Origin of the sequence: Streptomyces sp. NPDC001401 (assembly GCF_042895385.1) — a bacterium.
GTDB lineage: Bacteria > Actinomycetota > Actinomycetes > Streptomycetales > Streptomycetaceae > Streptomyces.
In genome coordinates this window covers 405,721-431,733 of sequence record NZ_JBIAWI010000008.1, presented here as the reverse complement: position 1 = coordinate 431,733, position 26,013 = coordinate 405,721, and the positions used below count along the sequence as shown (strand labels likewise).

Here is a 26,013-nt window from a genome sequence, read left to right as displayed (position 1 = left end):
TCAGCCTGTCGCACATCCACAGGCAAGACCAATCAGTTACACGGCTCACACACTTGAGCGATCATCTTGTGATCAACAGGGCGTGCGCGCTCAAGTCCGCCCGCCTGTCTGCCCGTTGGCGGGGCGGCGGCTCCAACCGCCGCCGCCCACCGACAGGAGTTCTCAGGTCACTGGCTCTGTTCCTGCGACGCGCTGCCCGTGTCCAGCGTCGGGCCCTTGGGGATGAATGTCGCCCAAGTCTGCGGCACGAGCGCGATGTTGGTGATGTCCCCGTAGCCCAGCCGTGTGCGCGCCTTGTCCGTCTCGCTCGCATTCTGCGACGAGCCGTCCGAGGAGGACGCAGACGAACCGCTGCCGCTTCCCTTCGCCTGGCTGTCGTTGTTCGACGGCAGCGAGTACCGCAGGCCCGTGTCCGTCAGCAGGTACTGCGCACCGCCGCCGCCCGCCACGCCGGTGAGCTCCTTGAAGAGGAGTCCCGAGCCGGACGAGACGTAGGCGCTCACCGAGTCGGAGACGACCTTCTTGGGGTACGTCGTTCCGGCCCAGGCGGCCAGCTGCGGCTTCTTGTCCGCGCCGAAGGCGCCGTTGTAGACGCTGCACGAAGTGGTACGGGGCTGGCCGGTCGCCGTGGTCGCAGGGTTGGCCTGGTGGGGGACGTCCTTCGGCCAGTCCTTGCCTCCGTAGAACCTCTCCGCCGAGCCGCCGTTGGCCGCGATGATGACGTTCTGGGGGACCTTGGCGGCGGCCGCCTGAGCCTGGGGCGACTGCTTGAGCAGCTCCGCGACGAATGGCGTGATGGAGGCGACCTTGTCCTTGAGGACGACCCAGTACTGCTTGCCCGCCGCGTCCTCCGACTCCAGCACCTGGCCCACCGTGGTCGCCCCGGCGGGCAGGCCCTTGGCCAAGGTCGTACTACCCGCGCCTGTGACGGTCGGGAAGGTGATGGCTCCGGCGTCGTTGAGGGTGGCAAGCCACTCCTGGCTCACCGGTTGCGGATCGGCCGACTGGCCGATGACGGCCGAGAGCAGCTGCGCCATGGTCGTCGGGCCGAGATCCTTTCCCCCCAGCAGGAAACGGTTCCCTTTGCTGTCGACCAGGTAGCGCGCACCGGTCTTGCTGTCCTTGACATACAGGACCTGACCGGAGTTGACCTTGCCCGAGTTGTCCAGCGTCTTGGCGTCTGCCGCGTCAAGAACGAAGACCGCACGGTCAATGGCGTCGGCCGTTCCCCCCGGCGCCGGCCGCTCGCACACCGCCCACGTCTTCGCCTTCTCCGCGTCGCTCGCGGACGGCAGCCGGTCCGGGGCGTACGGGATACCGATCGTCGCGCCGTGCGGGATGCTGCTCTTGTCGATCTCGCTGCCGGGGACCTCGAGGACGCTGCCCTTGCCCTTGTCGAGGAGGAGCTTGGCGGAGGCGTAGTTGAGGACTGGGTGCAGCGTCGCGACCTTCTTGCCGCTCGACGTCTTGTCGTTGATGACGACGTAGCGCGTCGTGGAGTCGCTGTCGACGATGATGTACTCGCCGGGCTTGTCCCAGCCCGCCGGCGCCGTCGGCTTGATCACACCGTAGGCGATGAAGCCGATCACCAGGACGACGCCGAGCGCCAGGCTGGGCGTCACCGTACGCATGGGACGCGGTGCGCCTTCTTCCGAGCCGCCCGGCGACGGCGCCAGGAACGCCGCGACGGTGCGCTTGCGAGCGAAGTTGTAGGCGGCGAGCTCGTCCTGACGCTTGGCCATGGTCCCCGTTTCTCCCGTTTTGTACTACTCGATTTGCACTGCCCGATCTCGATCGAGCGGTGACGCCCGACCCTGCCCGGCAGGCCACAGCCCCACCGTGCCCGAATGACCCGAAGTCGCCCGAATCGCCCGTACTCGCAAGGCACTTCAAAGGCGCTTCAAAGGCACTTCAGTCGCGCAGGCACCTACTATGCCCTGCGCCACGGGGCGACGGTTCACCAGGTGGGCGGCCGACCCCGCATCTTCACAGAGCTTCACCACAGCGCTCCACCATGGGGGGTCGGTCCGTGACAGGCTGGCCACCTGGGGTTTCGGTGTCCCGTGTGTCGCCTCGTGTTGCGCAGCGGGTACCGTGAGCCGCCCACATGGATGTTGTGGGCCCAGTGAGCGGCCCAGTGAGCGGCCACATATTTCGCGAAAGGGATGTCCCGGGGGATGACCAGCGCTACGAGCACTCGGCGCGGACGCCGCGCACAGCAGCAACAGGGTGGCCCGGGCGGCAGACGAACGTCAGCCACGCCGGCTGCACCCGCCCCCACCGCCGCGTCGCCGCGCACGCTGCCCCGCCCCGGCGGGCTGGGTCCGGTGCGGCTGCAGCAGCTCATCCTGGTGGAGCTCGCGGCAGCGGTCATGCTCGCCGCCTGGGCCGCCGATGTGAAGTGGCTGCTGGTTCCGGCCGGTGTGGTGGCGGCGCTGCTGCTGCTCCTGGCGGTCCTGCGGCGGGCCCGGCGCCCGCTGCCCGAGTGGTACGAGACGACGCGCGCCCTGCGGCAGCGCCGCCGCGACACCAAGCTGCCGGTACCGCCCGGGACGGACGCGATGCTCGCCCCGGTCGTGGAGTGCGACCCGGCCCTGCGGACGTACGCCTTCGTCTCCCGTGACAACCGCCAGATCGGCATGATCGGCGACGGCACCTTTCTGACCGCCGTCCTCTTCGTGCAGCCGGCCGACGAGCCGCTGCGCCCCGCGGCCGCCCATCGGCAACTGCCGCTGAAGCTGGTCCAGGACGCCCTGGAGGTCGACGGCATCCGGCTCGCCTCCGCGCAGGTCGTGCAGCACACCCAGCCGGCGCCCGCGCCGCATCTGCCCCAGCAGTCGCTCGCCGCGCGGTCGTACGGCCCCCTGCAGGCTGCGGTCGGCTCGCCCGCGCTGCGGCTCACCTGGGTCGCCCTCAAGCTCGACCCGGAGCTGTGCCCGGAGGCGGTGCAGGCACGCGGGGACGGTGTTCCCGGGGCGCAGAAGGCGCTGGTGCGGGTGGCGGACCAGCTCTCCAGCCGGCTGGCCGGCGCCGGTTTCAAGGCGACCATCCTGGACGAGAACGAGCTGGTGCAGGCGCTCGCGACGTCCAGCTGTCTGAACCCGCGGGCCAACGCGCAGCGCGCTCAGGAAGGCCGCGCGCCCCAGCGCCGTACGGTCGAGGCGGTGAAGACCTGGCGGGTCGACGACCGCTGGCACACGACGTACTGGGTGTCCCGTTGGCCGCAGTTGGGGCAGGGCGGCGTTGCGCTGCCCGAGCTGGTCACGCGGTTCACCTCGCTGCCGGTGCTCGCCACGACGTTCAGCATGACCCTGAGCAAGGCCGGCAACCGGGGTGTCTCGCTCACCGGGCACATCCGTGTCACCGCGCGCGGTGACAGTGAACTCGGCCAGGTGGGACGGGAGTTGGAACGGGCCGCCAGTGCCGCGAAGGCCGGTCTGGTCCGTCTCGACCGGGAGCAGGTCCCCGGAGCTCTCGCCACCCTGCCGCTCGGAGGTACCTACTGATGTCATACCCCGCTCAGACCATGCCGCCGGGACAACAGGGCAGCACCCCCGGTCGTGCGACGCCGGCCCACGTGGCCTCGCCGACCGACACCGGCATGATCCCGATCATCCGGCAGCCGGAGACCCCGCAGCAGCAACGGCGCATCGTCAGCCCGGGGTTCGGGCTGCGCGGGCCGCGCCGCAACCGCCATGTCGTCAGCGCCGACGAGCTCGCGGCGATCAGCATGCCGATCGGTGACGACGGCGTACTCATCGGCACCGACCCCGACTCGCAGCCGGCCGTGCTGGGCCTGTCCCGGCCGACCGCCTTCGACGTCGTCCTCGTGGGTGGTCTGTGGCTCGCCCAGGTGCTGGCGCTGCGCGCCGCCGCGACGGGCGCGCGCGTGGGCGTCGAGACCGGCCGTCCGCAGGTCTGGCAGCAGCTGGCCCAGGCGGCCGGCGGCGGCCAGCAATGCGTGACCGTCTATCCGGTGGGGCGGGTGCCCGCGCAGGGGCCGTCCGTGTCGAGTCCGGTGGTGCTGATCCGGGACTGCGGCGTCCGTCCGCCGCGCGGTCGGGTGACCTCAGTGCCGTGGCAGGCCGTGGTGACGGTGCTGCCGTACGTCAGCGAGCACGCGCCGCGCTGGCTGTCTCAGGCCCAGCTGGTCGGGATCCAGCGCATCTCGCCGCAGGAGACCGAGGTCGTACGCGACACCCTGGGCGTCCCGAACGAGCATCTGCAGCACCTGCCGACGCTGCACGACGGTGCCGCCCTGTGGTGCACCCGCAAGCACCACAAGTTCGTCATGACCGAACCCACCGATGCGGAGACGGGCCTGCTCGGCGTGGCCCGACGGATGGACTGACGCGTCGTCGTCACCGGGGGAAGGGTGCGAACGGGGCGAACCGGCCGCACCCTTGGGGCTGTTGAGTTCGCACCCATGGGGGCTTTTCCGTCCCGCCATGTGAGTGATTAGGCTTCTGGTGGTGCGGTGACGATCGCAGTCGCGTGGGACTCGCCACTCGGTCCGCCCGACCGCGACGACGACCAGCTCAGCAGCAGTGGCTGACCAGGAGGCAAGCAGTGAACAGGGATCGGTCCGAGTACAACGGCGGGAGCCCTTCCTCGGACGGGGACGATCACGAGGTGGATCTCACCGGCGAGTTCGAAATCGTCTACGAGCCCCCCGCCTGGTACGCCCAAAGCACGCAGGGTGGCTCCTCGTCCGGCGGCCAGCAGAACGCACCGGCTTCGCCACCACCGCCCAGCGGGCCGCCCATCGGAGCGCCCACGGGGCCGCCGGGCGTCACACCGCAGCGTCCCGCACCGCCCGCCCCCGCACCGGTACAGCCCCCCGCCCAGGCCGCACCGCAGCAGCCCGCACAGCCCTCGCAGCCTGCGCAGCCCGCTCCGGCTCAGGGCACGGGTGGCTACGGATTCCCTCCGCAGCAGTCCGCGCCGGGCACCGCCCCCGCGGCGACGCCCGGCGGATACGGCTACCCGCAGCAGGCGGGAGCCGGTGCGCCTCCGTCGAGCCAGGACACGTCGGGTGGTTTCGGAGCGCCGCAGCAGCAGACGCCTCCGCCGCCCGCCGCGCCCCAGCAGCCCACGCCTGCCCAGCCGTCGGCTGCCGCGCCCGGTTTCCCCGTGCTGCGCCCGGTCGACGAGGACGCCCAGAGCGGGCCGTCCCAGACCGCCACCCCGGCGGCGGGCGTACCGGCTGCGGCCGCCCCCGAGCAGCCGGAGACCGAGCTCAACCATGCGGCCGCCGACGCCGAGGCGGCGCGGCTGTTCGGCGGTGACGACGACGTGGAGCCTCAGGAGGCGCACGGCGACGCAACGGAGCCGGGTGACTCCGCCGGATCCGCGGCCGGTGCCGAGGGCGACGAGTCGGCCCACGTCCGGCCCGAGGCGGACTCCCCCGCGCCGCCGACGGCGGAAGCCGAGCCGGAGGCCGAGGCGGCGCCCGCCGCTCCCATGTCCCCGCCCGTTGCTCAGGGGCAGCCGCCGCAGGCGCAGCCCACCGGGCAGGCCCCCGCGTCGCCCCAGGCCGCCCCGGGACTTCCCCCGCTGCCGCAGGGCTTCGCACCCGCACACCCCGGCCAGGGAGTGCCTCAGCCGGACCCGCAGGCCGCGGCCGGTTACGGCTACCCCCAGGCACCGGGCCAGCCCGCCGCCCAGCCGCAGCCGGGGCAGCCGACCCACCAGACCCCGCCGCAGGGCACGTTCGGCCCGGCGCAGCCGCAGCCGCAGCCGCAGCCCGGATACCCGGCGCAGGGCGGACAGCCCGCACCGGCCGACCCGCGCCAGACCGGCCAGCCGGGGCAGCCCCAGCCGCATCCCGGTCAGCCGCAGGCCGCCGGATACGGCTACCCGCCGCAGGCGCCCCAGGCCGCCCAGCCCCCGCAGCAGCCCGCACCGCCGCAGGCCCAGCCGGGCCAGCCGCAGCCCGCCGGTTACGGCTACCCGCCCCAGCCCGAGCAGGCCGGTTACGGCTACCCGCCCCAGCAGCCGGGCTACGGCTACCCGCAGCCCGCCCAGCAGCAGCCCGCACCGCAGCAGCAGCCTCCGGCCGCCCAGCCCCCGCAGCAGGCACCGCAGGCACCGCAGCCGCCCCAGCAGCAGCAACCCGGCGCGTACGGCAACCAGGGCTGGACCGCCCCGCCCGGCCCCCAGGCCGGACCCGGTGCGCCCCAGCAGCAGCAAGCCGCGCCGGGAACCCCGCTCGGCTACAACGCCGCCGTGGAGCTCTCCTCGGACCGGCTGCTGCGCAACCAGCCGAAGGCCCGCAAGAACAACCAGGCCCCGTCCCGGTTCAAGCTCGGCGCCAAGAAGGAGGCGGCGGAGCGGGAGCGGAAGCTGGGGCTGATCCGTACGCCGGTGATGTCCTGCTACCGGATCGCGGTGATCAGCCTCAAGGGCGGCGTCGGCAAGACCACGACGACCATGTCGCTCGGCGCCACGCTCGCCACCGAGCGCCAGGACAAGATCCTGGCGATCGACGCCAACCCGGACGCCGGCACGCTCGGCCGACGGGTCCGGCGCGAGACGGGCGCCACCATCCGCGACCTCGTCCAGGCGATCCCGCAGCTGCACAGCTACATGGACATCCGCCGCTTCACCTCGCAGGCGCCCTCGGGCCTCGAGATCATCGCCAACGACGTGGACCCGGCGGTCTCCACCACCTTCAACGACCAGGACTACCGCAGCGCCCTCGACGTGCTGGGCCGGCAGTACCCGATCATCCTCACCGACTCGGGCACTGGTCTGCTCTACAGCGCGATGCGCGGAGTCCTCGACCTCGCCGACCAGTTGATCATCATCTCCACCCCCTCGGTGGACGGTGCGAGCAGCGCCTCGACCACGCTCGACTGGCTGTCGGCGAACGGCTTCGCCGATCTCGTCCAGCGGTCGGTCACCGTGATCTCCGGTGTCCGCGAGACGGGCAAGATGATCAAGGTGGAGGACATCGTCGCGCACTTCGAGACCCGCTGCCGCGCCGTCGTCGTGATCCCCTTCGACGAACACCTCGCGGCGGGCGCCGAAGTGGACCTCGAGATGATGCGGCCCAAGACCCGCGAGGCCTACTTCGATCTCGCGGCCCTCATCGCCGAGGACTTCGCCCGTACGCAGCAGGGCTTCGGCAACCCGAACATGCAGTACCAGCAGCCCCAGCAGGGGTACGCGCCTCCGCAGCAGCAGCCCCAGCAGCCGTACGGCCAGCCCGGTGGCGCCCCCCAGCCGGGGCAGGGCTGGGTGCAGCCCCCGCAGCAGCCGGGACCAGGTCAGGGCTGGCAGCAGCAGCCCCAGGATCCGCAGCAGGGCCAGCCGCCGCAGCAGGGTGTCGTACCGCCCGGCTGGACGCAGCAGCAGCAGTAGTACGGCAACAACGAAGGGCGGCCGGTGCTCCGAGGCACCGGCCGCCCTTCGGCGTCGTAGGAACGACTTGCTTCAGGAATTCAGGAACGACTTGAGGAACGGCTATTCGGCGGCGGCCACCAGTTCGCGGCACCGCTTCACGTCCTCGGCCATCTGCTCCAGCAGGGCCTCCAGGGAGTCGAACTTCGCCTGGCCGCGGACGTAGGCCAGGAAGTCGACGGCCACGTGCAGGCCGTACAGGTCGAGGCCCACGCGGTCGATGGCGTACGCCTCCACCGTGCGCTCCGTCCCGTCGAACTGCGGGTTCGTGCCGACGGAGATCGCGGCCGGCATCGCCTCGCCCTGGACGTGCAGCCAGCCGGCGTAGACGCCGTCGGCCGGGATCGCGGTGTGCGGCAGGGTCTCGACGTTGGCGGTCGGGAAGCCCAGCTCACGGCCCCGCTGAGCGCCTCGTACGACCACGCCCTCGACGCGGTGCGGGCGGCCCAGGATCTCCGCGGCGCCCTCGACGTCCCCCTGGGCGACCAGGCGCCGGGTGAGGGTGGACGAGAACGGCTCGCCGCCTCCCGCCTCACCGCGCACATACAGGTCGACGACCTCGACCTCGAAGTCGTAGACCTTGCCCTGCTCGACGAGGAACTCGACGTTCCCCGCGGCCTTGTGCCCGAAGCGGAAGTTCGGGCCCTCGACGACCGCCCTGGCGTGCAGCTTGTCGACCAGGACCTTGACGACGAAGTCGGCGGGAGAGAGCTTCGAGAACTCCGTCGTGAAGGGGAGGATCAGGACCGCGTCCACGCCCAGGTCCGCCATGAGTTCGGCGCGGCGGTGGTGCGGGGCCAGCAGCGGCGGATGGCTGCCGGGGCGGACGACCTCGCTGGGGTGCGGGTCGAAGGTGACGACCACGGAGGGAACGCCCAGCTCGCGGGCGCGGTCCACGGCATGCCGGATGATCAGCTGGTGTCCGCGGTGGACTCCGTCGTAGGAACCGATGGTGACGACGCTGCGCCCCCAGTCCTCGGGGATGTCCTCCAAGCCACGCCAGCGCTGCACTGTGACCGCTCCTCGAACCCGTGTCCGTGTCTACCGACCTCTTACGCAGGTCTAAGGGTGCCATGCCGGGCGCGGACCGCCCGCATCGGCATAGGGGCTGTGACCCGACGCACGCTGAGCGCTCCGCGGGCTGTGCCGATTTGCGGCTCCGCCGCGGGGCCGCGATATGACGGACACCGACTGCGGCGTCGTCGTGGCTGGTCGCGCAGTTCCCCGCGCCCCTTCAAACCGCAGCGGACTTCGCCCGACCTGCTTGGGGCACAGCTCAGACGGGCACGCGGACGCCCGCCAGGTTTTCGATCATCCGGCGGGTGCTCGGGCCCACCACCGCGGCCCAGGTCTGCGGGGCCTCGGTGAGCCAGCCGGCCATGCGGGCGGCGAAGCCGGGGACCTGCCGGCCCAGGTCGACCAGGCCGCGGTCGAAACGGGCCGCGCCGTCCGGGGTGCGGACCAGGAGCAGGCCGGTGCGGTGCACGAGCTCGCGCATGTCGTCGCCCGCGTGCCGGGCCGTGGCGTGCAGCAGGGCGTCCAGGACGGCGGGGGCTTGTTCGTGGGTCAGGAGGAAGTCGAGGAGTTCGCGGCGCAGGAGGCGGGAGGCGGAGGTGCCGGGAGCGGCGAGTACGGCGGCGAGCGCGGCCCGCACCTCCTCCGGGCCGCCGTCGAGGAGCCCGGTGACCAGGGGGAAGAGCACGGCCCGGGCCTCCGGTCCCTGGTCGAGCCGCCGGTCGACGTACGCGGCCACGTCGACGGCGGTCTCCGGGCGCCGCTCCACGGCCTCCCGGACGAGCACGGCGACCCTTCGGGCGAGCGGCGGTGTGGTGACGTCGGCGAGCGTGCGCAGCGCCTGACCGGCGTCCGGCCTGCGCAGGCGCTCGCGAAAGGCGTCGAGGACCGGTTCCGGGTGCGTGGTCAGGGCGGCGACCAGTGCGCTCGGCGGGAAGTGCGGGTCGCCGGCCGCGAACTGCCGCAGCGCCTGCGGGAGATGGCGGGCACGCGTGCGTGGATCGCGTACGAGGAGGGCGAGCGCGCCGCCGTGCAGGGTGCAGTCTGCGGGGCGGGCGAGGAGGGCGAGGGCCGCGTAGCGCAGCAGTTCGCGGTCGGCGTCGGTACGGACGTGTGGGGCGGCGCGCAGGCCGTACGCCACCGCCGCCACCCGCCGCGCGGGCCGCTCGTCGTGCGCCCACCGGTCGACGGCCCGGCAGACCGTCGGCGGCTCGTCCTCGGCCAGCACGGCCAGCAACTCGTCCGCCCTCGGGTGCGCACTCTCGACCAGCACCTCGGTCAGTTCGTCCAGGGCGAGGTGCCGGTGGGTGTGCAGCAGCGCCTGCGCCGCCTTGGCGACGGTCGCGTGCGGGGTCGCGGGGAGCGGGCGCTCGTCGTCGAACCAGCGGGTGAGGAGGGGTTGTACGGCGGTGGGGTCGGCGGCGAGGAGACGGGAGACGGCGTCCAGGAAGCGGGGGCCGGTGTCCTGCGGCGGGCTGTCAGCGAGGAGCAGGTGGCGCAGCAGGTCGAGGCGTTCGGTCTGCGGGAGCGGCAGGGCGGTCCAGAAGTCGGGGGCGAAGGCTTCCGGGACGGTGGGTGCCTGACGGGAATCGCCGTCTGTTTCCCGGGAGTCGGGACAGTCCTGCCGACGGGCCGCCACGAGCCGGTCGGCGAGCCGTCGCAGGACGGCCAGGTACGGGGTGGCGTCCGGTACGCGCAGCAGGGTCTCGGTGAGGAGGCGGGCGGGCCACCAGGAGTGCGGGTCCGCGTCCAGGACGTTTGCCAACTCCTCCAGGCGGACGGCGAGTTGGACGGTTCCGTACTGACGGGCGAGCAGCAGCAGTGCCTCTACGACGGGGCCGATGCGGTGGTGCGGCACGGGAAGGGCGCGGATGTCGTCCGCGGCGTGGTGGTGGACCAGGGCGCGGAGGGCCTCGTCGAGGTCGAGGTGCGTGCCCTGGAGCCAGTCGGCGAGTTCCTCGTGGGCGAAGCGGTATCCGCTGCCGGCGGGGACGAGCAGGCCTTCGGTGAGGACGGCGGACGCCCAGCCGGTGCCGCCGCCCAGCTTCGCGGGGGCCTGCCCCCAGGGGAACACCGCCTCGAACGTCTCCCGGGCCAGCTCGCCCTGCCCGGGGCCGAGGCTGCGGCGGGCGGCCTCGTGGACCTGGCCGGCGACCTTTGCGGCGAGACGGCGTACGGCGGTGCCGCGCAGGCCGTTCTCGGCGGCCAGTCTGACGGCGATGCGCAGGCACATCAGGTCGAGGTGGGCCGAGAAGACGTCGTTGCGGTCCACGCGCGCGTGGGGGGTGTCGGGGAGGGCGGTGCGGATCTCGGAGAGGAGGCGGAGGGTGAGGGGGTGGCGGGCGTCGGGGTTTTCCAGGGTGCCGTCTGGGATGCGGTACCGCGCGCGGGCTCTGCGGGCCTCTTCGTCTGTCAGGTCGGCCAGGGCCACGCAAGGGATCTCGCCCCCGCCGCCCCTACCCGTCCCGTCACCAGGGGCTCCGCCCCTTCGGCCCCGCCAAGGGGCTGCGCCCCCTGGACCCCCATCGGCCTGAACGGCCTCGTCCTCAGACGCCGGACGGGCTGGAGGGTGCGGACCGGCGTCACAAGGCCCGCCCGCGCCATCACAAGACCCGCCCGCGCCATAGAGCATCTCTCCCGGAAACTCCGCCCCCGCCCCGTCCCAGTACTCCGCCCTGCACGCCACCACCAGCCGCGCCCCCGCCTCCCGCAGCCAACTCGCCGTCCCCTCCGTCCACTCCCCCAGGCGGTGTGCCAGGACCGGTGGCATCTCCTCAGGGCCGTCCAGGAGGAGCAGCAGGGGGCGGCCTGCTGTGCGCGCCACGTCGGCCAGGCGCTCCGGCGTGATGTCGCCCAGGTCCTTCACACGCGCGTGCTCCGACGCCGCGACGATGCGGGCCGCGCGGGCCAGAGCCCGGCGGGCCGCGTCCGCGAGCGACGTGTCGTCGTCCCTCAGGTCGGCGCCGCGCAGCCACAGTGTGGGGGCCGGTTCGGGGCCGCGGTTGCGGCGGGCGGCGAGGGACGCGAGTTCCGTCGTACGACCGCTGCCCGGTGGCCCGACGAGGCCGAGGACGGCGGCCGGGCCCTGCAGGAACGCGGTGAACTCCCTTGCCGTGGCGGCCCGTTCGACCGGCTCGACGGAGTCGCCCGCCCGGCCGACGCAACCCGGAGGGCCGTCCTGCCCCACCGACGTGGCCGTCAGCTCCAGCACACCGGCCAGGTTGAGGTCGGCTCCGTACGCGGGCACCGTCGCCGCGTTCCGGGCCAGCAGGTCGGCCGGTGCGGAGCGGAGCGGGACGGCGAAGCCGACGTCGCGGTGGCCGGACTGCAGCGCGGTGCCGAGGACGGCGACGACGGCACCGGTCTCGGCGTCCAGGACCGGTCCCCCGGCGGCCCCGCCGCCCAGCCGCAGGGCGTCCCGGCCGGCCGTGCCGATCGCCAACTCCAGGGCTTCGTCGAGGAGATGGAAGCGGTCCGTCGCCGCATACGTCACGGGGGTCGCGCCGAGCACGCGCGCCTCGCGCCAGCAGCCGGCGGCGATCCGCACGTACGTGCCCGACTCGACCCGGTCCCGCACCGTGACGGGCAGCGGGTCCACACCGAGGCCCTCGGTGCGTACGAGGGCCAGGTTCAGGTCGGGCAGCGGGGTTACGGCGTCCGCGGTGACGAGGCAGGTGCGGTCACCGGCGGCGTGCAGGACGAGCCTGGGCAGGCCGTCGACGGCCTCGTGGCTGGTGATGACGGTGCCGTGGTGGTCGGCGACGAAGCCGGTGCCGCGGGGGCGGCCGGCCAGGTCGTGGATGCGGACCAGGGCGTCGTCGCGGGCGGCCGGTTCCGCGTCACCGACGCGTCCGGTTCGCGCACCCTCCGCCGGCCGGTGTCCGCCCCCGGTCCGCGGGCCCCGTCCCGCCATGTTCGAGCCTCCCCGCCGTACACCTGTGCCCTCGGTTCGACGTTAGGCGCGTGGTGATCAGCGGGACAGATCGCTTGGCGAACGCGCCCCCTTCCGCTCCCTCGGTTCACTCCGAGCGCCTGCCCGGACGGGTGAACAGGCGGGGGTCGGTGGATACACCCTAGGGGTGGGGGAACCGAGGGGGGACCGTGGAGCGGCGGGCACAACCCCGTGATCGCCGCTCCACGGGCAGGCAGCGCCCCAAAGGGGCGCAAGGCTGCATCGATATGCGGCTCCGCCGCGCGGGCGCGACCAACCACGACGGACCCGCAGACGATCCACGGCCAATCGCGGCCCTTCCCGCGGAGCGCCTAGCCGAAGATGGCCAGGCTCTTCGCCTTGCCCTTCTGTTCCTCGACGAGCGCCAGGAAGTGCCCCTCGGGGTCGAAGACGGCCACCGGGCCGCCGCCCGCGTACACCTCGGGCATCTCGAGCCGTACGCCGTTGGTGAGCAGCCGGGCCCGCTTGGCGTCCACGTCCCAGCGGGGGAACGCGGCCGTGGCCGCTTCGGCGATCGGCATCACGGCGAGCTCCTGCTGCAGCTGGTCCAGCGTCTTCGCGGAGTCCAGCTTGTACGGGCCCACGCGCGTGCGGCGCAGTGCCGTGAGGTGGCCACCGACGCCCAGGTCGGCGCCCAGGTCCCGGGCCAGGGCCCGGATGTAGGTGCCGGAGGAGCAGACGACGGACACCACGAGGTCCAGCACCGGGGTGCCGTCCTCGGCGACGGCGTCCCGCACGTCGTACACCGCGAAGGACGAGACGGTGACGGGCCGGGCGGGGATCTCGAACTCCTCGCCCTCCCGCGCCCGCTTGTACGAGCGCACGCCGTCGATCTTGATCGCGCTGACCTTGGAGGGCACCTGCATGATGTTGCCGGTGAGCTTGGCGATCCCGGCGTCGACGGCCTCACGGGTGACCTTCGAGGCGTCGACCGACCCCGTGATCTCGCCCTCGGCGTCGTCGGTCAGGGTCGTCTGCCCGAGGCGGATCGTCCCCAGGTACTCCTTCTCGGTCAGCGCGAGGTGACCGAGCAGCTTGGTGGCCTTCTCGACGCCGAGGACGAGCACGCCCGTCGCCATGGGGTCGAGGGTGCCGGCGTGCCCGACGCGGCGGGTGCGGGCGATGCCGCGCATCTTGGCGACCACGTCGTGCGAGGTGAAGCCCGACGGCTTGTCCACGATGACAAGCCCGTCGGGCGTCCGGTTCTTCTGGGTCATTCGGCGGTGTCGTCCTCGTCTTCACCCGGCTTCTTGTACGGGTCCGCTTCGCCGGCGTAGGTGGCGCCGGCCGAGACCTCGCGCACCTTTTGGTCGGACTGGCGCGCCTTGTCGAGGAGGTCCTCGATGGTCTTGGCGGTGTCGGGCAGGGCGTCGGCCACGAACGTCAGCGTCGGCGTGAACTTCACGCCCGCCGCCGCACCGACCGCGGACCGGAGGACGCCCTTGGCGCTCTCCAGACCGGCGGCCGCGGCCGCCCGCTCCTCGTCGTCCCCGTACACCGTGTAGAAGACGGTCGCCTCCCTCAGGTCCCCGGTGACCCGGGTGTCCGTGATGGTGACGTGCGAGCCGAGCCGCGGGTCCTTGATCCCGCGCTGCAGCTTCTGGGCCACCACCTCTCGGATGAGGTCCGCCAGCCTCTTGGCACGCGCGTTGTCGGCCACTGGTCCGTCTCCTTAAGTGCTTACTTCTTGCTTCAGTCTTCGTCGCTGTGGAGCCTGCGTCGAACCGAGAGCAGTTCCACCTCGGGCCGCCCGGCGACCAGCCGCTCGCAGCGGTCCAGTACGTCGGTGAGGTGTCCCGTGTCCCCGGAAACCATCGCGAGCCCGATCTCGGCCCTGCGATGGAGGTTCTGGTTGCCCGTCTCCGCCACGCTCACCGCGTACTTGCGCTGGAGCTCGGCCACGATCGGACGGACGAGAGAGCGTTTCTCCTTGAGCGAGTGGACGTCGCCGAGGAGCAGGTCGAAGGACAGAGTCCCCACATACATGTGTGTTCCGGATGTCCCGCCGGTTCGGGGTACGGGCGCCACGCTTCGACGCCGATACGGGAACCGTACACGCAACGGCCGGGGCCGATCGACGGAATTCCCTTGAGGGAACTGCCCCGCCGATCGGCCCCGATCGCGTGCTGGGATCAGACGCGCGGCTTCTCGCGCATCTCGTACGTCGCGATGACGTCGTCGACCTTGATGTCGTTGAAGTTGCCGAGGTTGATACCGCCCTCGAACCCTTCGCGGATCTCGGTGACGTCGTCCTTGAAGCGACGCAGACCCTCGATGTTGAGGTTCTCCGCGACCACCTTGCCGTCGCGGATGAGGCGCGCCTTGGTGTTGCGCTTGACCTCGCCGGAGCGGATGAGAACACCCGCGATGTTGCCCAGCTTGGACGACTTGAAGACCTCGCGGATCTCCGCCGTACCGAGCTCGACCTCTTCGTACTCCGGCTTGAGCATGCCCTTGAGGGCCGCCTCGATCTCCTCGATCGCCTGGTAGATGACCGAGTAGTAGCGGACGTCCACGCCCTCGCGCTCGGCCATCTGCGCCGCGCGGCCTGCCGCACGGACGTTGAAGCCGATCACGATGGCGTCCGAGCCCATCGCCAGGTCGATGTCCGACTCCGTGACCGCACCGACGCCGCGGTGCAGGACGCGGATGTCGACCTCTTCGCCGACGTCCAGCTGGAGCAGGGACGACTCGAGCGCCTCGACGGAACCGGAAGCGTCACCCTTGATGATGAGGTTGAGCTGCTGGACCTCGCCGGCCTTGAGCACCTTGTCCAGGTCCTCGAGGGAGACACGGCGCGTGCGCTTGGCGAACGCGGCGTTGCGCTCACGGGCGGCGCGCTTCTCGGCGATCTGACGGGCCGTACGGTCCTCGTCGACCACCAGGAAGTTGTCGCCCGCACCCGGGACGTTGGTCAGGCCCAGGACCTGGACCGGCGTCGACGGGCCGGCCTCGGCGACGTTGTTGCCGTTGTCGTCGAGCATGGCGCGCACGCGGCCGTAGGCGTCGCCCACGACCATCGTGTCGCCGACCCGCAGGGTGCCTCGCTGGACGAGGACCGTCGACACGGCACCACGGCCGCGGTCGAGACGGGACTCGATCGAGATGCCCTGCGCGTCCTGGTTCGGGTTGGCCCGCAGGTCGAGCGAGGCGTCCGCGGTGAGGACCACGGCCTCCAGCAGGGAGTCGATGTGCAGACCCTGCTTGGCGGAGATGTCGACGAACATGGTGTCGCCGCCGTACTCCTCGGCCACCAGCCCGTACTCGGTGAGCTGACCGCGCACCTTGGTCGGGTCGGCGCCCTCGACGTCGATCTTGTTGACCGCGACGACGATCGGGACGTCGGCCGCCTTGGCGTGGTTGAGCGCCTCGACCGTCTGCGGCATGACGCCGTCGTTGGCCGCGACGACCAGGATCGCGATGTCGGTCGACTTCGCACCACGGGCACGCATGGCGGTGAACGCCTCGTGACCCGGGGTGTCGATGAAGGTGATCTTGCGCTCTTCTTCGTTGACCTCGGTCGCGACCTGGTAGGCACCGATGTGCTGGGTGATGCCGCCGGCCTCGCCCGCGATGACGTTCGTCTTGCGGATGGCGTCGAGCAGTCGGGTCTTTCCGTGGTCGACGTGACCCATGACGGTGACGACCGGCGGACGGACCACGAGGTCCTCCTCGCCGCCCTCGTCCTCGCCGAACTCGATGTCGAAGGACTCGAGCAGCTCGCGGTCCTCCTCCTCGGGGCTGACGATCTGAACCGTGTAGTTCATCTCGCCCGCGAGGAGCTGCAGCGTCTCGTCGGAGACGGACTGCGTGGCCGTGACCATCTCGCCGAGGTTCATCATGACCGCGACGAGCGACGCCGGGTTGGCGTTGATCTTCTCCGCGAAGTCGGTGAGGGAGGCACCGCGCGACAGGCGAATGGACTCGCCGTTGCCGCGAGGCAGCATCACGCCGCCGACCGACGGGGCCTGCATGGCCTCGTACTCCTGGCGCCTCTGCCGCTTCGACTTGCGACCGCGGCGCGCGGGACCGCCGGGACGACCGAAGGCGCCCTGCGTGCCACCACGGCCACCGGGACCGCCGGGACGACCACCGAAGCCGGGACGACCGCCGCCACCGGCGCCGGGACCACCCGGACGACCGGCGAAGCCGCCACCGCCGCCGCCACCGGGACCGCCGGGACGACCGGCGAAGCCGCCGCCACCGCCGCCGCCACCGGGACGACCGGCGAAGCCGCCGCCGCCCGGACGACCGCCGCCACCGCCACCGGGACGACCGCCGCCGCCGGGACCGCGGCCGCCGGGGCCACCGCCGCCGGGACGCGGGCCGGCAGCAGGACGCTGCGGCATCATGCCGGGGTTGGGACGCGGGCCGCCGGGGCCGCCGCCGGGACGGGGACCGCCCTGCGGACGGGGCATGCCGCCCGGGGTCGGACGCGCGCCGCCCGGAGCCTGCGGACGGGGACCGCCCGCCGCACCCTGGGGACGGGGACCGCCCTGGCCCTGCGGACGCGGGGCGCCGCCGGGACGCTCACCGGGGCCACCCGGGCCGCCGGGACGCGGGGCGCCACCCGGACGGGGCGCCTGCGGGCGCGCCATGCCGGTGGAGCCACCGGAGGTGAAGGGGTTGTTGCCCGGACGGGGACCGGCCGGACGGGCACCGGGACGCGGGGCGCCGCCACCCTGACGCGGAGCGCCGGGACGGTCGCCGCGGTCACCACGGCCCTGGCCGCCCTGACCGGGGCCGCCCGGACGGGCGCCCGGACGCGGAGCCTGGCCTGCCGGACGCGGAGCGCCCGGACGCGGGCCGGAGCCCTGCTGGGAGGCAGCCGGGGCGGCGGGAGCCGCCGGCGGTGCCGTGAACTCGGGCGTGGTCGGAGCCGGGGACGCCGGGGCGGGCCGCGGCGCGGGCTTCGGGCCCGGGGTGGGACGGGGGCCGGGAGCGGCCGGCGCGGCGGGAGCCGCGGGCTTCTCGGCGGCGGCCGGCTTGGGGGCCGGCGGGCGCGGGGCGGCCGGACGGGCTGCCTGCGCGGGAGAGGGGGCTGCCGGACGTGCCGGGGCAGCCTTGCGTGCGGGGGCGGACTTGCCGCCTCCGTTGCCCTGCTGGAGGGCGTCCGTCAGCTTACGGACGACGGGCGCTTCGATGGTCGAAGACGCCGAACGGACGAATTCACCGAGTTCTTGGAGCTTGGCCATGACGACCTTGCTCTCAACCCCGAACTCCTTGGCGAGTTCGTATACCCGGACCTTAGCCACTTCGCTCCTTTTAGGTCCGGGTTGCGGCCGGACCGTCGCTACTTCATGGGCGTACTCATCGCGTGCTCATCGAGTGCTCATCGCAATCTCGACCTACTTCCAACTCGCGGGGTACCAGGGCCGCACGGAGGTTCCGTACGACGCGTCTTACGGTGTTGCCTGCTCGACATAGAGGCGCAACGCCTTTGTGTCGAGCGCTCCCGGGGCGCGCAACGCCCGCGTGAACGCCCGGCGGCGTACCGCCAGGTCGAGACAGACCAGGGCGGGGTGCACATACGCACCCCGGCCGGGCAGCGTACCGCGATGATCGGGGACACATTCACCCTCGATCGCCACGATGCGCAGCAGACCCTTCTTGGCCGCTCGCTGCCTGCACCCCACACAGGTGCGCTCAGGGCATGCGCGGGCGCGCGTCCGGCCAGACACCCTTAAGTCTACCTCCCCGTGGCGACCTCACCCCTTTGGGGCAAGAATCGAACAGTTCCGCGCATACAACTGTCGTGATCCAAGCGTTCCGCGGCTTGGATCTATTCCTCGCGCCGGTCCGTGCGCTGGTCCTCGGCCTGCTCGGTGTCCGGACGGATGTCGATCCGCCAGCCGGTCAGCCGGGCCGCGAGGCGGGCGTTCTGCCCCTCCTTGCCGATCGCCAGCGACAGCTGGTAGTCCGGCACCGTCACGCGCGCGGAGCGGGCGGCGAGGTCCACGACCTCCACCTTGGAGACCCGCGCCGGCGACAGTGCGTTCGCCACCATCTCGGCCGGGTCGTCCGACCAGTCGACGATGTCGATCTTCTCGCCGTTCAGCTCGCCCATGACGTTGCGCACACGCCCGCCCATGGGGCCGATGCAGGCGCCCTTGGCGTTCAGGCCCGAACGGGTGGACCGTACGGCGATCTTGGTGCGGTGACCGGCCTCGCGGGCGATCGCGGCGATCTCCACGGACCCGTCGGCGATCTCCGGCACCTCCAGGGCGAAGAGCTTCTTCACCAGATTGGGGTGCGTGCGCGAGAGGGTCACGGACGGGCCGCGGACGCCCTTCGCCACTCGTACGACGTACGACCGGATCCGCATGCCGTGCGGGTACGTCTCGCCCGGCACCTGCTCCTGCACCGGCAGGATGGCCTCGAGCTTGCCGATGTCCACGAGCACGTTCTTCGGGTCGCGGCCCTGCTGGACCACTCCGGTGACGATGTCGCCCTCACGCCCCGCGTACTCGCCGAGCGTCGCGTCGTCCTCGGCGTCGCGCAGCCGCTGCAGGATGACCTGCTTGGCGGTGGTGGCGGCGATACGGCCGAAGTCGGACGGGGTGTCGTCGAACTCGCGGGGCTCCTGGCCCTCCTCGAGGTCCTCGGGGTCCTCCTTCGCCCACACGACCACGTGCCCGGTCTCCCGGTCGAGCTTCACGCGCGCGTGGCGGTGGCTTCCCTCGGTGCGGTGGTAGGCGATGAGGAGGGCCGACTCGATCGCCTCGACCAGCAGGTCGAAGGAGATCTCCTTCTCCCGTACCAAGCCCCGCAGGGCACTCATGTCGATGTCCACGGCTACGCCTCCTCTTCCTTCTCGTTCTTGTCCTTGCGGCTGAACTCGACCTGCACGCGCGCCTTTTCGACGTCCGGGTAGCCGAGCCTGCGGGCGGTGGGCCTGCGGCCCTTGACTCCGGGCACTTCGAGGTCGAGGCCTTCGTCGTCGGCCTTCAGGATCCTGGCGACCAGCTCGTCACCGTCGGCCAGCTGGAACTTCACCAGCCGGCCCGTGGCGCGCACGTAGTGCCGGTGTTCCTTGAGGAGGCGCTCCGCGCCCGGGGTTCCCACCTCGAGGGTGTACTCGCCCTCGCCCATCGCGTCCGTCTCGTCGAGCTTCGCCGACAGCGCGCGGCTCACATCGGCGATCTGGTCCAGATCGGCACCGGTGTCGGAGTCGACGACCACGCGCAGCACCCGCTTGCGTCCGACGGAGTCCACTGCGATCTCTTCGAGATCCAGGCCCTGGGAGCTGACGAGCGGTTCCAGGAGCTCTCGCAGCCTCTCGCTCTGGGTGGTGCTCATCCGGGTGACTCCTCGGCCGCGTGTGCTGTTGTGGGATGGGTCGCGTGTCTGGTCAAAGGGTATCCGGTCGCAGGGTGTGTTGCCGTACACGTACGGACGTGCGGTGCCGATGAGGACCGGCGGGCGGGGGCGCGGGTACCGTGATCACGGCGGGCCGCCCTTCCCGCCCGTGTGTTCGTACGAGCCCCCCGAGGACGTAAGCCGTGCCGTACCCCCCACCCTCGCGCACCCCCTCGGGGCCGCGTAGAAGATCCCTGCTCGCCTCGGCCGCCGGGGCCGCCCTGCTGGTGGGCTGCTCCACCGGGTCCGGAGGGTCCGAGGAGAGCGCGGGCGGCAGCCTGTCCGTCACGCAGAAGGCACGCGCGCTTGCGGCCCGGGACAGTGTGGGGCTGCTCGGGCGGTACGACGCCGTGCTCGCCGCGCATCCGGCCGTGGCGGAGCAGCTGCGGCCGCTGCGGGCGGAGGTCGTGCGGCATGCGGAGGCGTTCGGGGGGACGGTCGCGAAGGGTGGCGGGAGCATCGGGTCGGCGTCCCCGTCCGCTTCGGCGTCCGAGTCGTCGCCCTACGCCGCCGTACCGGCGAACGAGAAGGACGCCCTCGCCGAACTGGCCGCGGCCGAGCGGGCTCTGGCCGACCGGCGTATCGCGGCGCTCCTCGACGTGCCGGGAGAGCTTGCGCGGCTGCTGGCCTCGGTGGCGGCGGCCGGGGCGGCGCACGCGTATCTGCTGACGGAGGGTGCCCAGTGAGCAGGGAGAAGGAGCTGAAGGCCCTGCAGGCGGCGCTGGCCGCCGAGCATGCGGCGGTGTACGGCTACGGGGTCGTCGGCGGTCGGATCCGCGCGGGACGGCGTACGGAGGCCCGGTCGGCGTACGACGCGCACCGGGCCCGGCGTGACGCGCTCACCCGCGAGGTACGGGACCTGGGCGGCACTCCGGTGGCCGCGGCGGCGGCGTACGCGCTGCCGTTCCCGGTGCCGGACTCGGCCGCGGCCGTGCGGCTCGCCACCGAGCTGGAGGACCGGGTGGCCGGGGTCTACTCCGACCTGGTGCGGGCGACCGGGGGCGAGCGGCGGCGCGCGGCCGCCGTGGCGCTGCGGGAGGCAGCGGTGCGGGCGGTGCGCTGGAGCGGCGAGAGCGTAGCCTTCCCTGGGCTCGCCGAGCGGGCGGCCACGACGTCTGCCACGCCGACACCCTCGGCTTGATCGGCACGGGAAGGGAACGACTCGCGTATGGCTTTCGCACCGCCGCAGCGTCTGGTCAGGGCGCTCGGTGAGACGGCACCGGACGGCGACGAGTGGCTGGAGAAGCTGCCCGAGGCGGCCCAGCAGGCCGTCGCGCTACGCGAGTTGACGGTGGAGCGGGTACAGGTGCCCGGCGGGCGCAGCAGCCTGGTCGTGCTGGTGCGGCGGCCCGACGGGACCCCCGCCGTGCTGAAGCTGGCCCCGCCGAGGTGCCGGCCGGAGGCCGAGCGGGCCGCGCTGGCGCACTGGGGTGGGGTCGGTGCGGTGCAGTTGCTCGGCGGGCCCGTTGTCGCGGGTGAGTTGGTGCTGGAGCGGCTGCATCCGGATGTTTCCGTGCGGTCGTTGCCGGAGGCGAAGGCGTTGCTGGAGGCCGCGGGCACACTGCGGCGACTGTGGGTGGAGCCACCGCGTGAGTACTCCTTCGAGACCGTCGCCGAGCGGACGGGGCGGCAGGCCGGAGCGATGAGGGGCACTGCGTTGGCGGAAACCGAGGTGGCGCCGTTGGTCGACGCTGCGTTGGCCGCTCGCGAGGAACTGCTGGCGGATCCGCCCGAGCAGCGGTTGCTGCATGGGACGTTTCGGCAGAGCAAGGTGCTGGCCGGTGAGCGGATGCCGTGGCTGGCGGTCGGGCCGGATCCGGTGGTGGGTGAGTGTGCGTTTGATCTGGCTCGGTTGGTGCGGGATCGGGTGGAGGACTTGATTGCCTCGCCGGCCGGGGCGGCCACTACTCGGCGGCGGGTCAAACGGCTTGCCGAGTCGTTGGATGTGGATCAGGAGCGGTTGCGGGGGTGGACGTTGTTCCGGGCTGTGGAGTCCGGGGTCCGGGCGCTGCGGGTGGGGCGGTCCCGAGATGCGGAGCTGTTGCTCGAATTTGCCGGGTGGCTTTAGGTCGTGAGTCTCTGCGGGTCAGTGGGGGCTTGTCGCGCAGTTCCCCGCGCCCCTTAAGGGCGTCTCACTTCCCCATGGCTACTTGCACCCCGTCCTTCCATACCTCCATCACGTTCGAAGGCAGCGTCGTGAGGTCGTATGCGTCGCCCTCGACGAGGACCAGGTCGGCTCGGCGGCCTGGTTCCAGGACGCCCAGGTCGTCGTACCCGAGAAGACGGGCGGAGGACGACGTGGCCGCTGACAGCACCTGGCCCGGAGTCATGCCGCACCGTTCCATCAGCGCAAGCTCCTCCAGATTGGTGCCGTGGGGACCGATGCCGCTGTCCGTGCCCATGGCTATGCGGACGCCCGCCTCGGCTGCCCGGCGGACCGAGTCGGAGTGGGCCTCGGCCACCTCCTGCGCCTTGCGGACCATGGTGTCGGGGATCTGGACGCCGGACTCCGCCGCGCGGATCACCGCGACCGGGGCGATGAGGGTGGGGACGAGCCAGGTGCCGCGCTGCAGCATCAGGTCGATCGCCTCGTCGTCGAGGTGGATGCCGTGCTCGATGGAGCGAATTCCGGCGCGGACGGCGTTCTTGATGCCTTCGGCGCCCTGGGCGTGGGCCATGACGTAGCGGCCCTGGGCGGTGGCCTCGGCGACCAGGATGTCGAGTTCGGCGGGCGTGAACTGGCTGTGCCTTGGGTCGTCGCGCGGGGAGAGGACGCCGCCCGTCGTGCAGACCTTCAGCACCTCCGCCCCGGCCCGCAGCAGTGTGCGCGCCGTACGGCGCATCTCGTCCGGACCATCGGCGATCGCCGGTGGGCGGCCCGGGTGCGGGATCGCGAGGCCGGCGCAGTGGCCCGAGGGCATCCAGTTGTCGCCGTGACCGCCGGTCTGGCTGATCAGACCGACCGAGATCTGGACGCGGGGGCCAGGGACCAGGCCGTCCTCGACCGCTTGCTTGACTCCCAGGTCTGCGCCCGCGGCGTCGCGGACCGTCGTGATTCCTGCCTCCAGGGTGCGCCGCAGGTTCACGGCCGCCTCGAAGAACTGGTACGAGAACGGCTTCTGGAGGGCTCCCAGGAGTCCGATGCCGTTCAGGGTGAGGTGGACGTGGCAGTCGAACAGGCCGGGCAGGAGGGTGCGGCCGGTGCAGTCGACGTGGGTGTCGCCGTCCAGGCCCGTGCCCACGTCGACGATGCGGCCGTCGGAGACGACCACGTCGGCGGGGGCCGGGGCAGCGCCGGTGCCGTCGAAGACGAGGCCGCCCGTGAAGACCGTACGGAGTCCTTGTTCGCTCATGCGGTCACTGCCACGGACTCGTCGGTCTCCGATTCGGGGGAGGTCCTGCGGGTCATGCGCTCCGCGGCTGCCGCGAGGGCGAGCACGACGAGGTTCGCGCCCAGGCCCACCAGGCCGACGTTGACGTTCCCGGTCAGGCCCTTCTGCCAGAACGTCAGCCAGATGACGACCAGTTCGCCCACGAAGAGTCCGGCCAGGACGGAGACCTTGCCCACCGGGCGGCGGGCCAGGAAGCCCAGGGCGATGGCGGGGGCGAGCTGGACCGTGCCGCTGTAGGTGAGCAGGAGGAGGTTGGCCAGCAGGTCGGGGCGGTAGATGGCGAGGAGGAGGGAGAGGCCGCAGGCGGCCACCACCGTGCCGTGGTTGATCCAGAACTGCCTGCGCTCGTCCTGCACCCGTGCGATGTTGCGGGCCACCAGGGACGAGATGCCGATCAGGATGCCTGCCGCCGGCACCATCGCCGTCGCGATGGCCGCGACCACGACCAGGCCCGTGGCCCACGTCGGCAGCACCTGCTTGCTCAGCGTCAGCAGGATGCCGTTGGCCGGGGTGCCCGGCTTGAGCACGAGGACGGCGGCGAAGCCCACGATGATGGGCATCAGGAGACAGAGTTCGTACAGCGGCATCCAGGTGTAGTTGCGGCGCAGCACCTTGGGGTCGCGGGCGGACATCACGGCGGGCCAGGCGTGCGGCAGGCACATCAGGCCGACGCCGATCATGCTGACCAGCATGCTCGTGGTGAACCAGACCTGGTCGGACGGCCCGGCGTGGATCGTCAGCATCTCCGGGTGCAGCTTGTCGATGCGGTGGAACATCGCCGTCACTCCGCCGGTGAAGTGGGCGGGGACCGCGATGAGGAGCACAGCGAGGACGACCAGCATCACGACGTCCTTGAAGTACGACGTCATCGCGACGCCGTGCAGGCCCGCCCACAGCACGAAGGCCACGACCAGCGCACAGCCGATGATCATGCTGAGGGTGCCGGAGGCCGAGTCGCCGGTGACCAGCTGCACGATCAACCCCAGGCCGGTGATCTGGAGTTGGAGGTACGGCAGCACGAAGACGACGCCGAGGACGGCCGCGACCGTGCCGAGCAGCTTGCTGTCGTAGCGGTCCTCCAGGTAGTCGCCCTGGGTGAGGTAGCCGCGTTCCTTGCCGAGCGACCACAGGCGCTTGGCGAGGAAGAACAGCACCATGTAGCCGATGGGGACGTACGGGAGGGCGTAGAGGGCGGCGACTCCGCCGCTGAAGGCGAGGCCTGCCATGCCGAGGAAGGTGAAGGTGGTGAACACCTCACCGGCCTGCAGGAACCACATGCTGATCGCGCCGAAGTTCCTTCCTCCCACGGCCCATTCGGACAGGTCGGCGGCGGGCTTGCGACGGCCGACGAAGCCGAGGACGCCGATCAGCGCGATGCCGGTGAAGGTCATGACCAGGATCGTGGTCACTTCTCCGCCTCCTCACGGGTCATCAGACGCTCCGTCAGAAGGAGGGCGGGTGTGCACATCACGCACCAGACCGCGCCCCACACGAGCATCCGGGGGAGGCCGAACCACAGTCCGTCGGTGTTGACGAACGGCAGGAAGGGCATGAGGACCAGTCCCAGCGCGGGTATGGCGGGAATCAGGTGGTAGGGGCGCACTACGCCTCCTTGGAAGGACGGTCGAGGCGGCGGACCGCGAGTTCGGCGAGCAGCGCGGCGCCGTCGGCGAGCACGCTGTCGTCGAAGGCGGCGAGCGGGGAGTGGTTGCTGGGGGCGGTCTCCGGGTCGCCGGTGGCGTCGGCGCCGAGGAAGACGAAGGCACCGGGAACCCGGTCCAGGACCCGCGAGAAGTCCTCCGAGCCGGTGATCGGGTCGGCGAGCTGCTCGAAGCGCTCCTCCCCGAAGGCCTCGCGGACGGTGTCGGCGAGGAAGTCGTGCTCGGCGGTGTGGTTGACGGTGACCGGGTATTCGGGGACGAAGTCGACCTCGGCGGTGAGGCCGTGGGCGGTGGCGATGTCCTGGCAGAGGCGTACGGCGACCTCGGCGGCGCGCTCCGCGGCGGCGGCGCTGAAGGTCCGTACGGTCGCCTCGAAGACCGCGTCGTCCGGGATGACGTTGCGCCGGGTGCCGGCATGGAAGACGCCGACGGTGACCACGACCGGGTCGAAGACGTCGAAGCGCCGGGTCACCATGGTCTGCAGCGCGGTGACCATCTCGCAGGCCGCCGGCACGGGGTCGAGGGCGGCGTGCGGCCGGGAGCCGTGGCCGCCGGCGCCGATGACCCGCACATGCAGGCCCGCCGAGGCCGCCATCAGCGGGCCGGGGCGGGAGGCGAAGACGCCGGTGGGGTACGACGACGAGCTCACATGCAGCCCGTACGCGGCGCCGACCGGGCGGCCCGCCGCCTCCAGCACCCCCTCCTCGACCATGTGACCGGCGCCGTCCCAGCCCTCCTCCCCCGGCTGGAACATGAACACCACGTCCCCCGCGAGGCTTTCGCGCCGGTCGGCGAGCAGCCGGGCGGCGCCGACCAGACCGGCGGTGTGCAGGTCGTGACCGCACGCGTGCATGGCGCCCGCGATCCGGGAGGCGAACTCCGCTCCGGTGCGCTCGGTGACGGGCAGGGCGTCCATGTCTCCGCGCAGCAGTACGACGGGGCCGTCGGGCGCACCGCCGCCGCGCAGAACGGCCGTGACGGAGGACAGCGAGCTGCCGGTGCTGATCTCCAGCGGCAGTCCGTCCAGCGCGGCCAGCACCTTCTCCTGCGTGCGCGGCAGATGCAGTCCTATCTCCGGTTCTTGGTGCAACGCCCGTCGCAGGACTGCCAGTTCACCCTGAAGGGCACGCGCATCGTCTCGCAGACTCATCCCTCTCCCCTCACTCGTGCACCATCTGTCGCGTGTATTGCCCACGTGGTCGGAAATGATGAGAGGGCAGCGCAGCGTCGC

At 72.1% G+C, this 26,013-nt stretch carries 20 protein-coding genes; 6 read left to right on the top strand and 14 right to left on the bottom strand.

All coding sequences use genetic code 11. The features are described 5' to 3' along the window. Positions 1 to 167: 167 nt before the first annotated feature. A complete protein-coding gene (gene eccB / locus ACFY10_RS27505) occupies positions 168 to 1,742 on the bottom strand; it encodes a type VII secretion protein EccB (protein WP_390667863.1) in 1,575 nt (524 codons plus the stop codon). A 435-nt stretch (positions 1,743 to 2,177) separates the two neighbouring features. Here eccB and eccE point away from each other — a divergent pair, with 435 nt between their 5' ends. The 3 genes from eccE to ACFY10_RS27490 all read left to right on the top strand — a co-directional run bounded on the left by eccE (position 2,178) and on the right by ACFY10_RS27490 (position 7,365). Beyond that, a complete protein-coding gene (gene eccE, locus ACFY10_RS27500; protein ID WP_390667862.1) occupies positions 2,178 to 3,506 on the top strand; it encodes a type VII secretion protein EccE in 1,329 nt (442 codons plus the stop codon). After that, positions 3,506 to 4,351, top strand: a complete 846-nt coding sequence (locus ACFY10_RS27495; RefSeq protein ID WP_390667861.1) for a hypothetical protein — start codon at positions 3,506 to 3,508, stop codon at positions 4,349 to 4,351. The genes eccE and ACFY10_RS27495 overlap by 1 nt, the downstream gene beginning before the upstream one ends. A 218-nt stretch (positions 4,352 to 4,569) precedes the next feature. Next, positions 4,570 to 7,365, top strand: coding sequence for an SCO5717 family growth-regulating ATPase (locus ACFY10_RS27490; RefSeq protein WP_390667860.1), 2,796 nt, complete (start codon positions 4,570 to 4,572; stop codon positions 7,363 to 7,365). 102 nt (positions 7,366 to 7,467) lie between these two features. Here the strand turns inward: ACFY10_RS27490 and ACFY10_RS27485 are convergent, their stop codons facing one another. From ACFY10_RS27485 to rimP, 9 genes are all read right to left on the bottom strand, one after another. Further along, positions 7,468 to 8,415: a bifunctional riboflavin kinase/FAD synthetase gene (locus tag ACFY10_RS27485; RefSeq protein ID WP_390667859.1), complete on the bottom strand. Its 948-nt coding sequence runs from the start codon at positions 8,413 to 8,415 to the stop codon at positions 7,468 to 7,470. A gap of 265 nt (positions 8,416 to 8,680) precedes the next feature. Beyond that, entirely contained in the window at positions 8,681 to 12,331 is a 3,651-nt protein-coding gene (locus tag ACFY10_RS27480) for a trypsin-like peptidase domain-containing protein (protein ID WP_390667858.1), read from the bottom strand. A 350-nt stretch (positions 12,332 to 12,681) separates the two neighbouring features. After that, positions 12,682 to 13,587 carry a tRNA pseudouridine(55) synthase TruB gene (gene truB / locus ACFY10_RS27475; protein ID WP_390667857.1) on the bottom strand — a complete coding sequence of 302 codons (906 nt, stop codon included), beginning with the start codon at positions 13,585 to 13,587 and terminating at the stop codon, positions 12,682 to 12,684. After that, on the bottom strand, positions 13,584 to 14,030 hold the full coding sequence (gene rbfA / locus ACFY10_RS27470; RefSeq protein ID WP_390667856.1) for a 30S ribosome-binding factor RbfA: 447 nt from the start codon (positions 14,028 to 14,030) through the stop codon (positions 13,584 to 13,586). The genes truB and rbfA overlap by 4 nt, the downstream gene beginning before the upstream one ends. Positions 14,031 to 14,062: 32 nt before the next feature. Beyond that, entirely contained in the window at positions 14,063 to 14,356 is a 294-nt protein-coding gene (locus ACFY10_RS27465; RefSeq protein WP_275776755.1) for a DUF503 domain-containing protein, read from the bottom strand. 146 nt (positions 14,357 to 14,502) lie between these two features. Then, positions 14,503 to 17,625 carry a translation initiation factor IF-2 gene (gene infB, locus ACFY10_RS27460; RefSeq protein WP_390667855.1) on the bottom strand — a complete coding sequence of 1,041 codons (3,123 nt, stop codon included), beginning with the start codon at positions 17,623 to 17,625 and terminating at the stop codon, positions 14,503 to 14,505. Between the two features lie 147 nt (positions 17,626 to 17,772). After that, a complete protein-coding gene (locus tag ACFY10_RS27455; protein WP_390667854.1) occupies positions 17,773 to 18,051 on the bottom strand; it encodes a YlxR family protein in 279 nt (92 codons plus the stop codon). A gap of 101 nt (positions 18,052 to 18,152) precedes the next feature. After that, positions 18,153 to 19,163 (bottom strand): transcription termination factor NusA, encoded by a 1,011-nt coding sequence (gene nusA / locus ACFY10_RS27450; protein WP_390667853.1) that lies wholly within the window; start codon positions 19,161 to 19,163, stop codon positions 18,153 to 18,155. A gap of 2 nt (positions 19,164 to 19,165) precedes the next feature. Beyond that, the gene (gene rimP, locus ACFY10_RS27445; protein ID WP_390667852.1) at positions 19,166 to 19,669 is read right to left on the bottom strand and encodes a ribosome maturation factor RimP; all 504 of its coding nucleotides are present in this window, start codon (positions 19,667 to 19,669) and stop codon (positions 19,166 to 19,168) included. 203 nt (positions 19,670 to 19,872) lie between these two features. On the opposite strand from rimP, the gene ACFY10_RS27440 reads away from it, so the two are divergent. Genes ACFY10_RS27440 through ACFY10_RS27430 form a run of 3 tightly spaced genes read left to right on the top strand, consistent with a single transcriptional unit; the run spans position 19,873 to position 21,797 of the window. After that, positions 19,873 to 20,415, top strand: a complete 543-nt coding sequence (locus ACFY10_RS27440) for a hypothetical protein (protein WP_390667851.1) — start codon at positions 19,873 to 19,875, stop codon at positions 20,413 to 20,415. Continuing rightward, positions 20,412 to 20,870, top strand: coding sequence for a ferritin-like domain-containing protein (locus ACFY10_RS27435; RefSeq protein WP_390667850.1), 459 nt, complete (start codon positions 20,412 to 20,414; stop codon positions 20,868 to 20,870). The genes ACFY10_RS27440 and ACFY10_RS27435 overlap by 4 nt, the downstream gene beginning before the upstream one ends. A gap of 27 nt (positions 20,871 to 20,897) precedes the next feature. Continuing rightward, positions 20,898 to 21,797, top strand: a complete 900-nt coding sequence (locus ACFY10_RS27430; RefSeq protein WP_390667849.1) for an aminoglycoside phosphotransferase family protein — start codon at positions 20,898 to 20,900, stop codon at positions 21,795 to 21,797. Positions 21,798 to 21,861: 64 nt separating this feature from the next. Here ACFY10_RS27430 and ACFY10_RS27425 read toward each other — a convergent pair whose 3' ends face one another. From ACFY10_RS27425 to ACFY10_RS27410, 4 genes are read right to left on the bottom strand one after another with little or no spacing between them, the layout of a single operon-like run. Further along, positions 21,862 to 23,082 (bottom strand): amidohydrolase family protein, encoded by a 1,221-nt coding sequence (locus ACFY10_RS27425; RefSeq protein ID WP_390667848.1) that lies wholly within the window; start codon positions 23,080 to 23,082, stop codon positions 21,862 to 21,864. Beyond that, positions 23,079 to 24,530: a sodium:solute symporter gene (locus ACFY10_RS27420; protein ID WP_390667847.1), complete on the bottom strand. Its 1,452-nt coding sequence runs from the start codon at positions 24,528 to 24,530 to the stop codon at positions 23,079 to 23,081. The genes ACFY10_RS27425 and ACFY10_RS27420 overlap by 4 nt, the downstream gene beginning before the upstream one ends. After that, on the bottom strand, positions 24,527 to 24,724 hold the full coding sequence (locus ACFY10_RS27415) for a hypothetical protein (RefSeq protein ID WP_388832661.1): 198 nt from the start codon (positions 24,722 to 24,724) through the stop codon (positions 24,527 to 24,529). The genes ACFY10_RS27420 and ACFY10_RS27415 overlap by 4 nt, the downstream gene beginning before the upstream one ends. Beyond that, complete coding sequence (locus ACFY10_RS27410; RefSeq protein WP_390667846.1) at positions 24,724 to 25,932, bottom strand: M20 family metallopeptidase; 1,209 nt, start codon at positions 25,930 to 25,932, stop codon at positions 24,724 to 24,726. The genes ACFY10_RS27415 and ACFY10_RS27410 overlap by 1 nt, the downstream gene beginning before the upstream one ends. Between the last annotated feature and the right edge of the window lie 81 nt (positions 25,933 to 26,013).

What these genes read in the sequence shown, in the direction of transcription:
- truB (WP_390667857.1), bottom strand. Translation starts at nt 13,587, where the DNA reads ATGACCCAGAAGAACCGGACGCCCGACGGGCTTGTCATCGTGGACAAG.
- ACFY10_RS27410 (WP_390667846.1), bottom strand. Translation starts at nt 25,932, where the DNA reads ATGAGTCTGCGAGACGATGCGCGTGCCCTTCAGGGTGAACTGGCAGTC.
- eccE (WP_390667862.1), top strand. Translation starts at nt 2,178, where the DNA reads ATGACCAGCGCTACGAGCACTCGGCGCGGACGCCGCGCACAGCAGCAA.
- rimP (WP_390667852.1), bottom strand. Translation starts at nt 19,669, where the DNA reads ATGAGCACCACCCAGAGCGAGAGGCTGCGAGAGCTCCTGGAACCGCTC.
- ACFY10_RS27495 (WP_390667861.1), top strand. Translation starts at nt 3,506, where the DNA reads ATGTCATACCCCGCTCAGACCATGCCGCCGGGACAACAGGGCAGCACC.
- ACFY10_RS27430 (WP_390667849.1), top strand. Translation starts at nt 20,898, where the DNA reads ATGGCTTTCGCACCGCCGCAGCGTCTGGTCAGGGCGCTCGGTGAGACG.
- ACFY10_RS27465 (WP_275776755.1), bottom strand. Translation starts at nt 14,356, where the DNA reads ATGTATGTGGGGACTCTGTCCTTCGACCTGCTCCTCGGCGACGTCCAC.
- ACFY10_RS27480 (WP_390667858.1), bottom strand. Translation starts at nt 12,331, where the DNA reads ATGGCGGGACGGGGCCCGCGGACCGGGGGCGGACACCGGCCGGCGGAG.
- eccB (WP_390667863.1), bottom strand. Translation starts at nt 1,742, where the DNA reads ATGGCCAAGCGTCAGGACGAGCTCGCCGCCTACAACTTCGCTCGCAAG.
- ACFY10_RS27425 (WP_390667848.1), bottom strand. Translation starts at nt 23,082, where the DNA reads ATGAGCGAACAAGGACTCCGTACGGTCTTCACGGGCGGCCTCGTCTTC.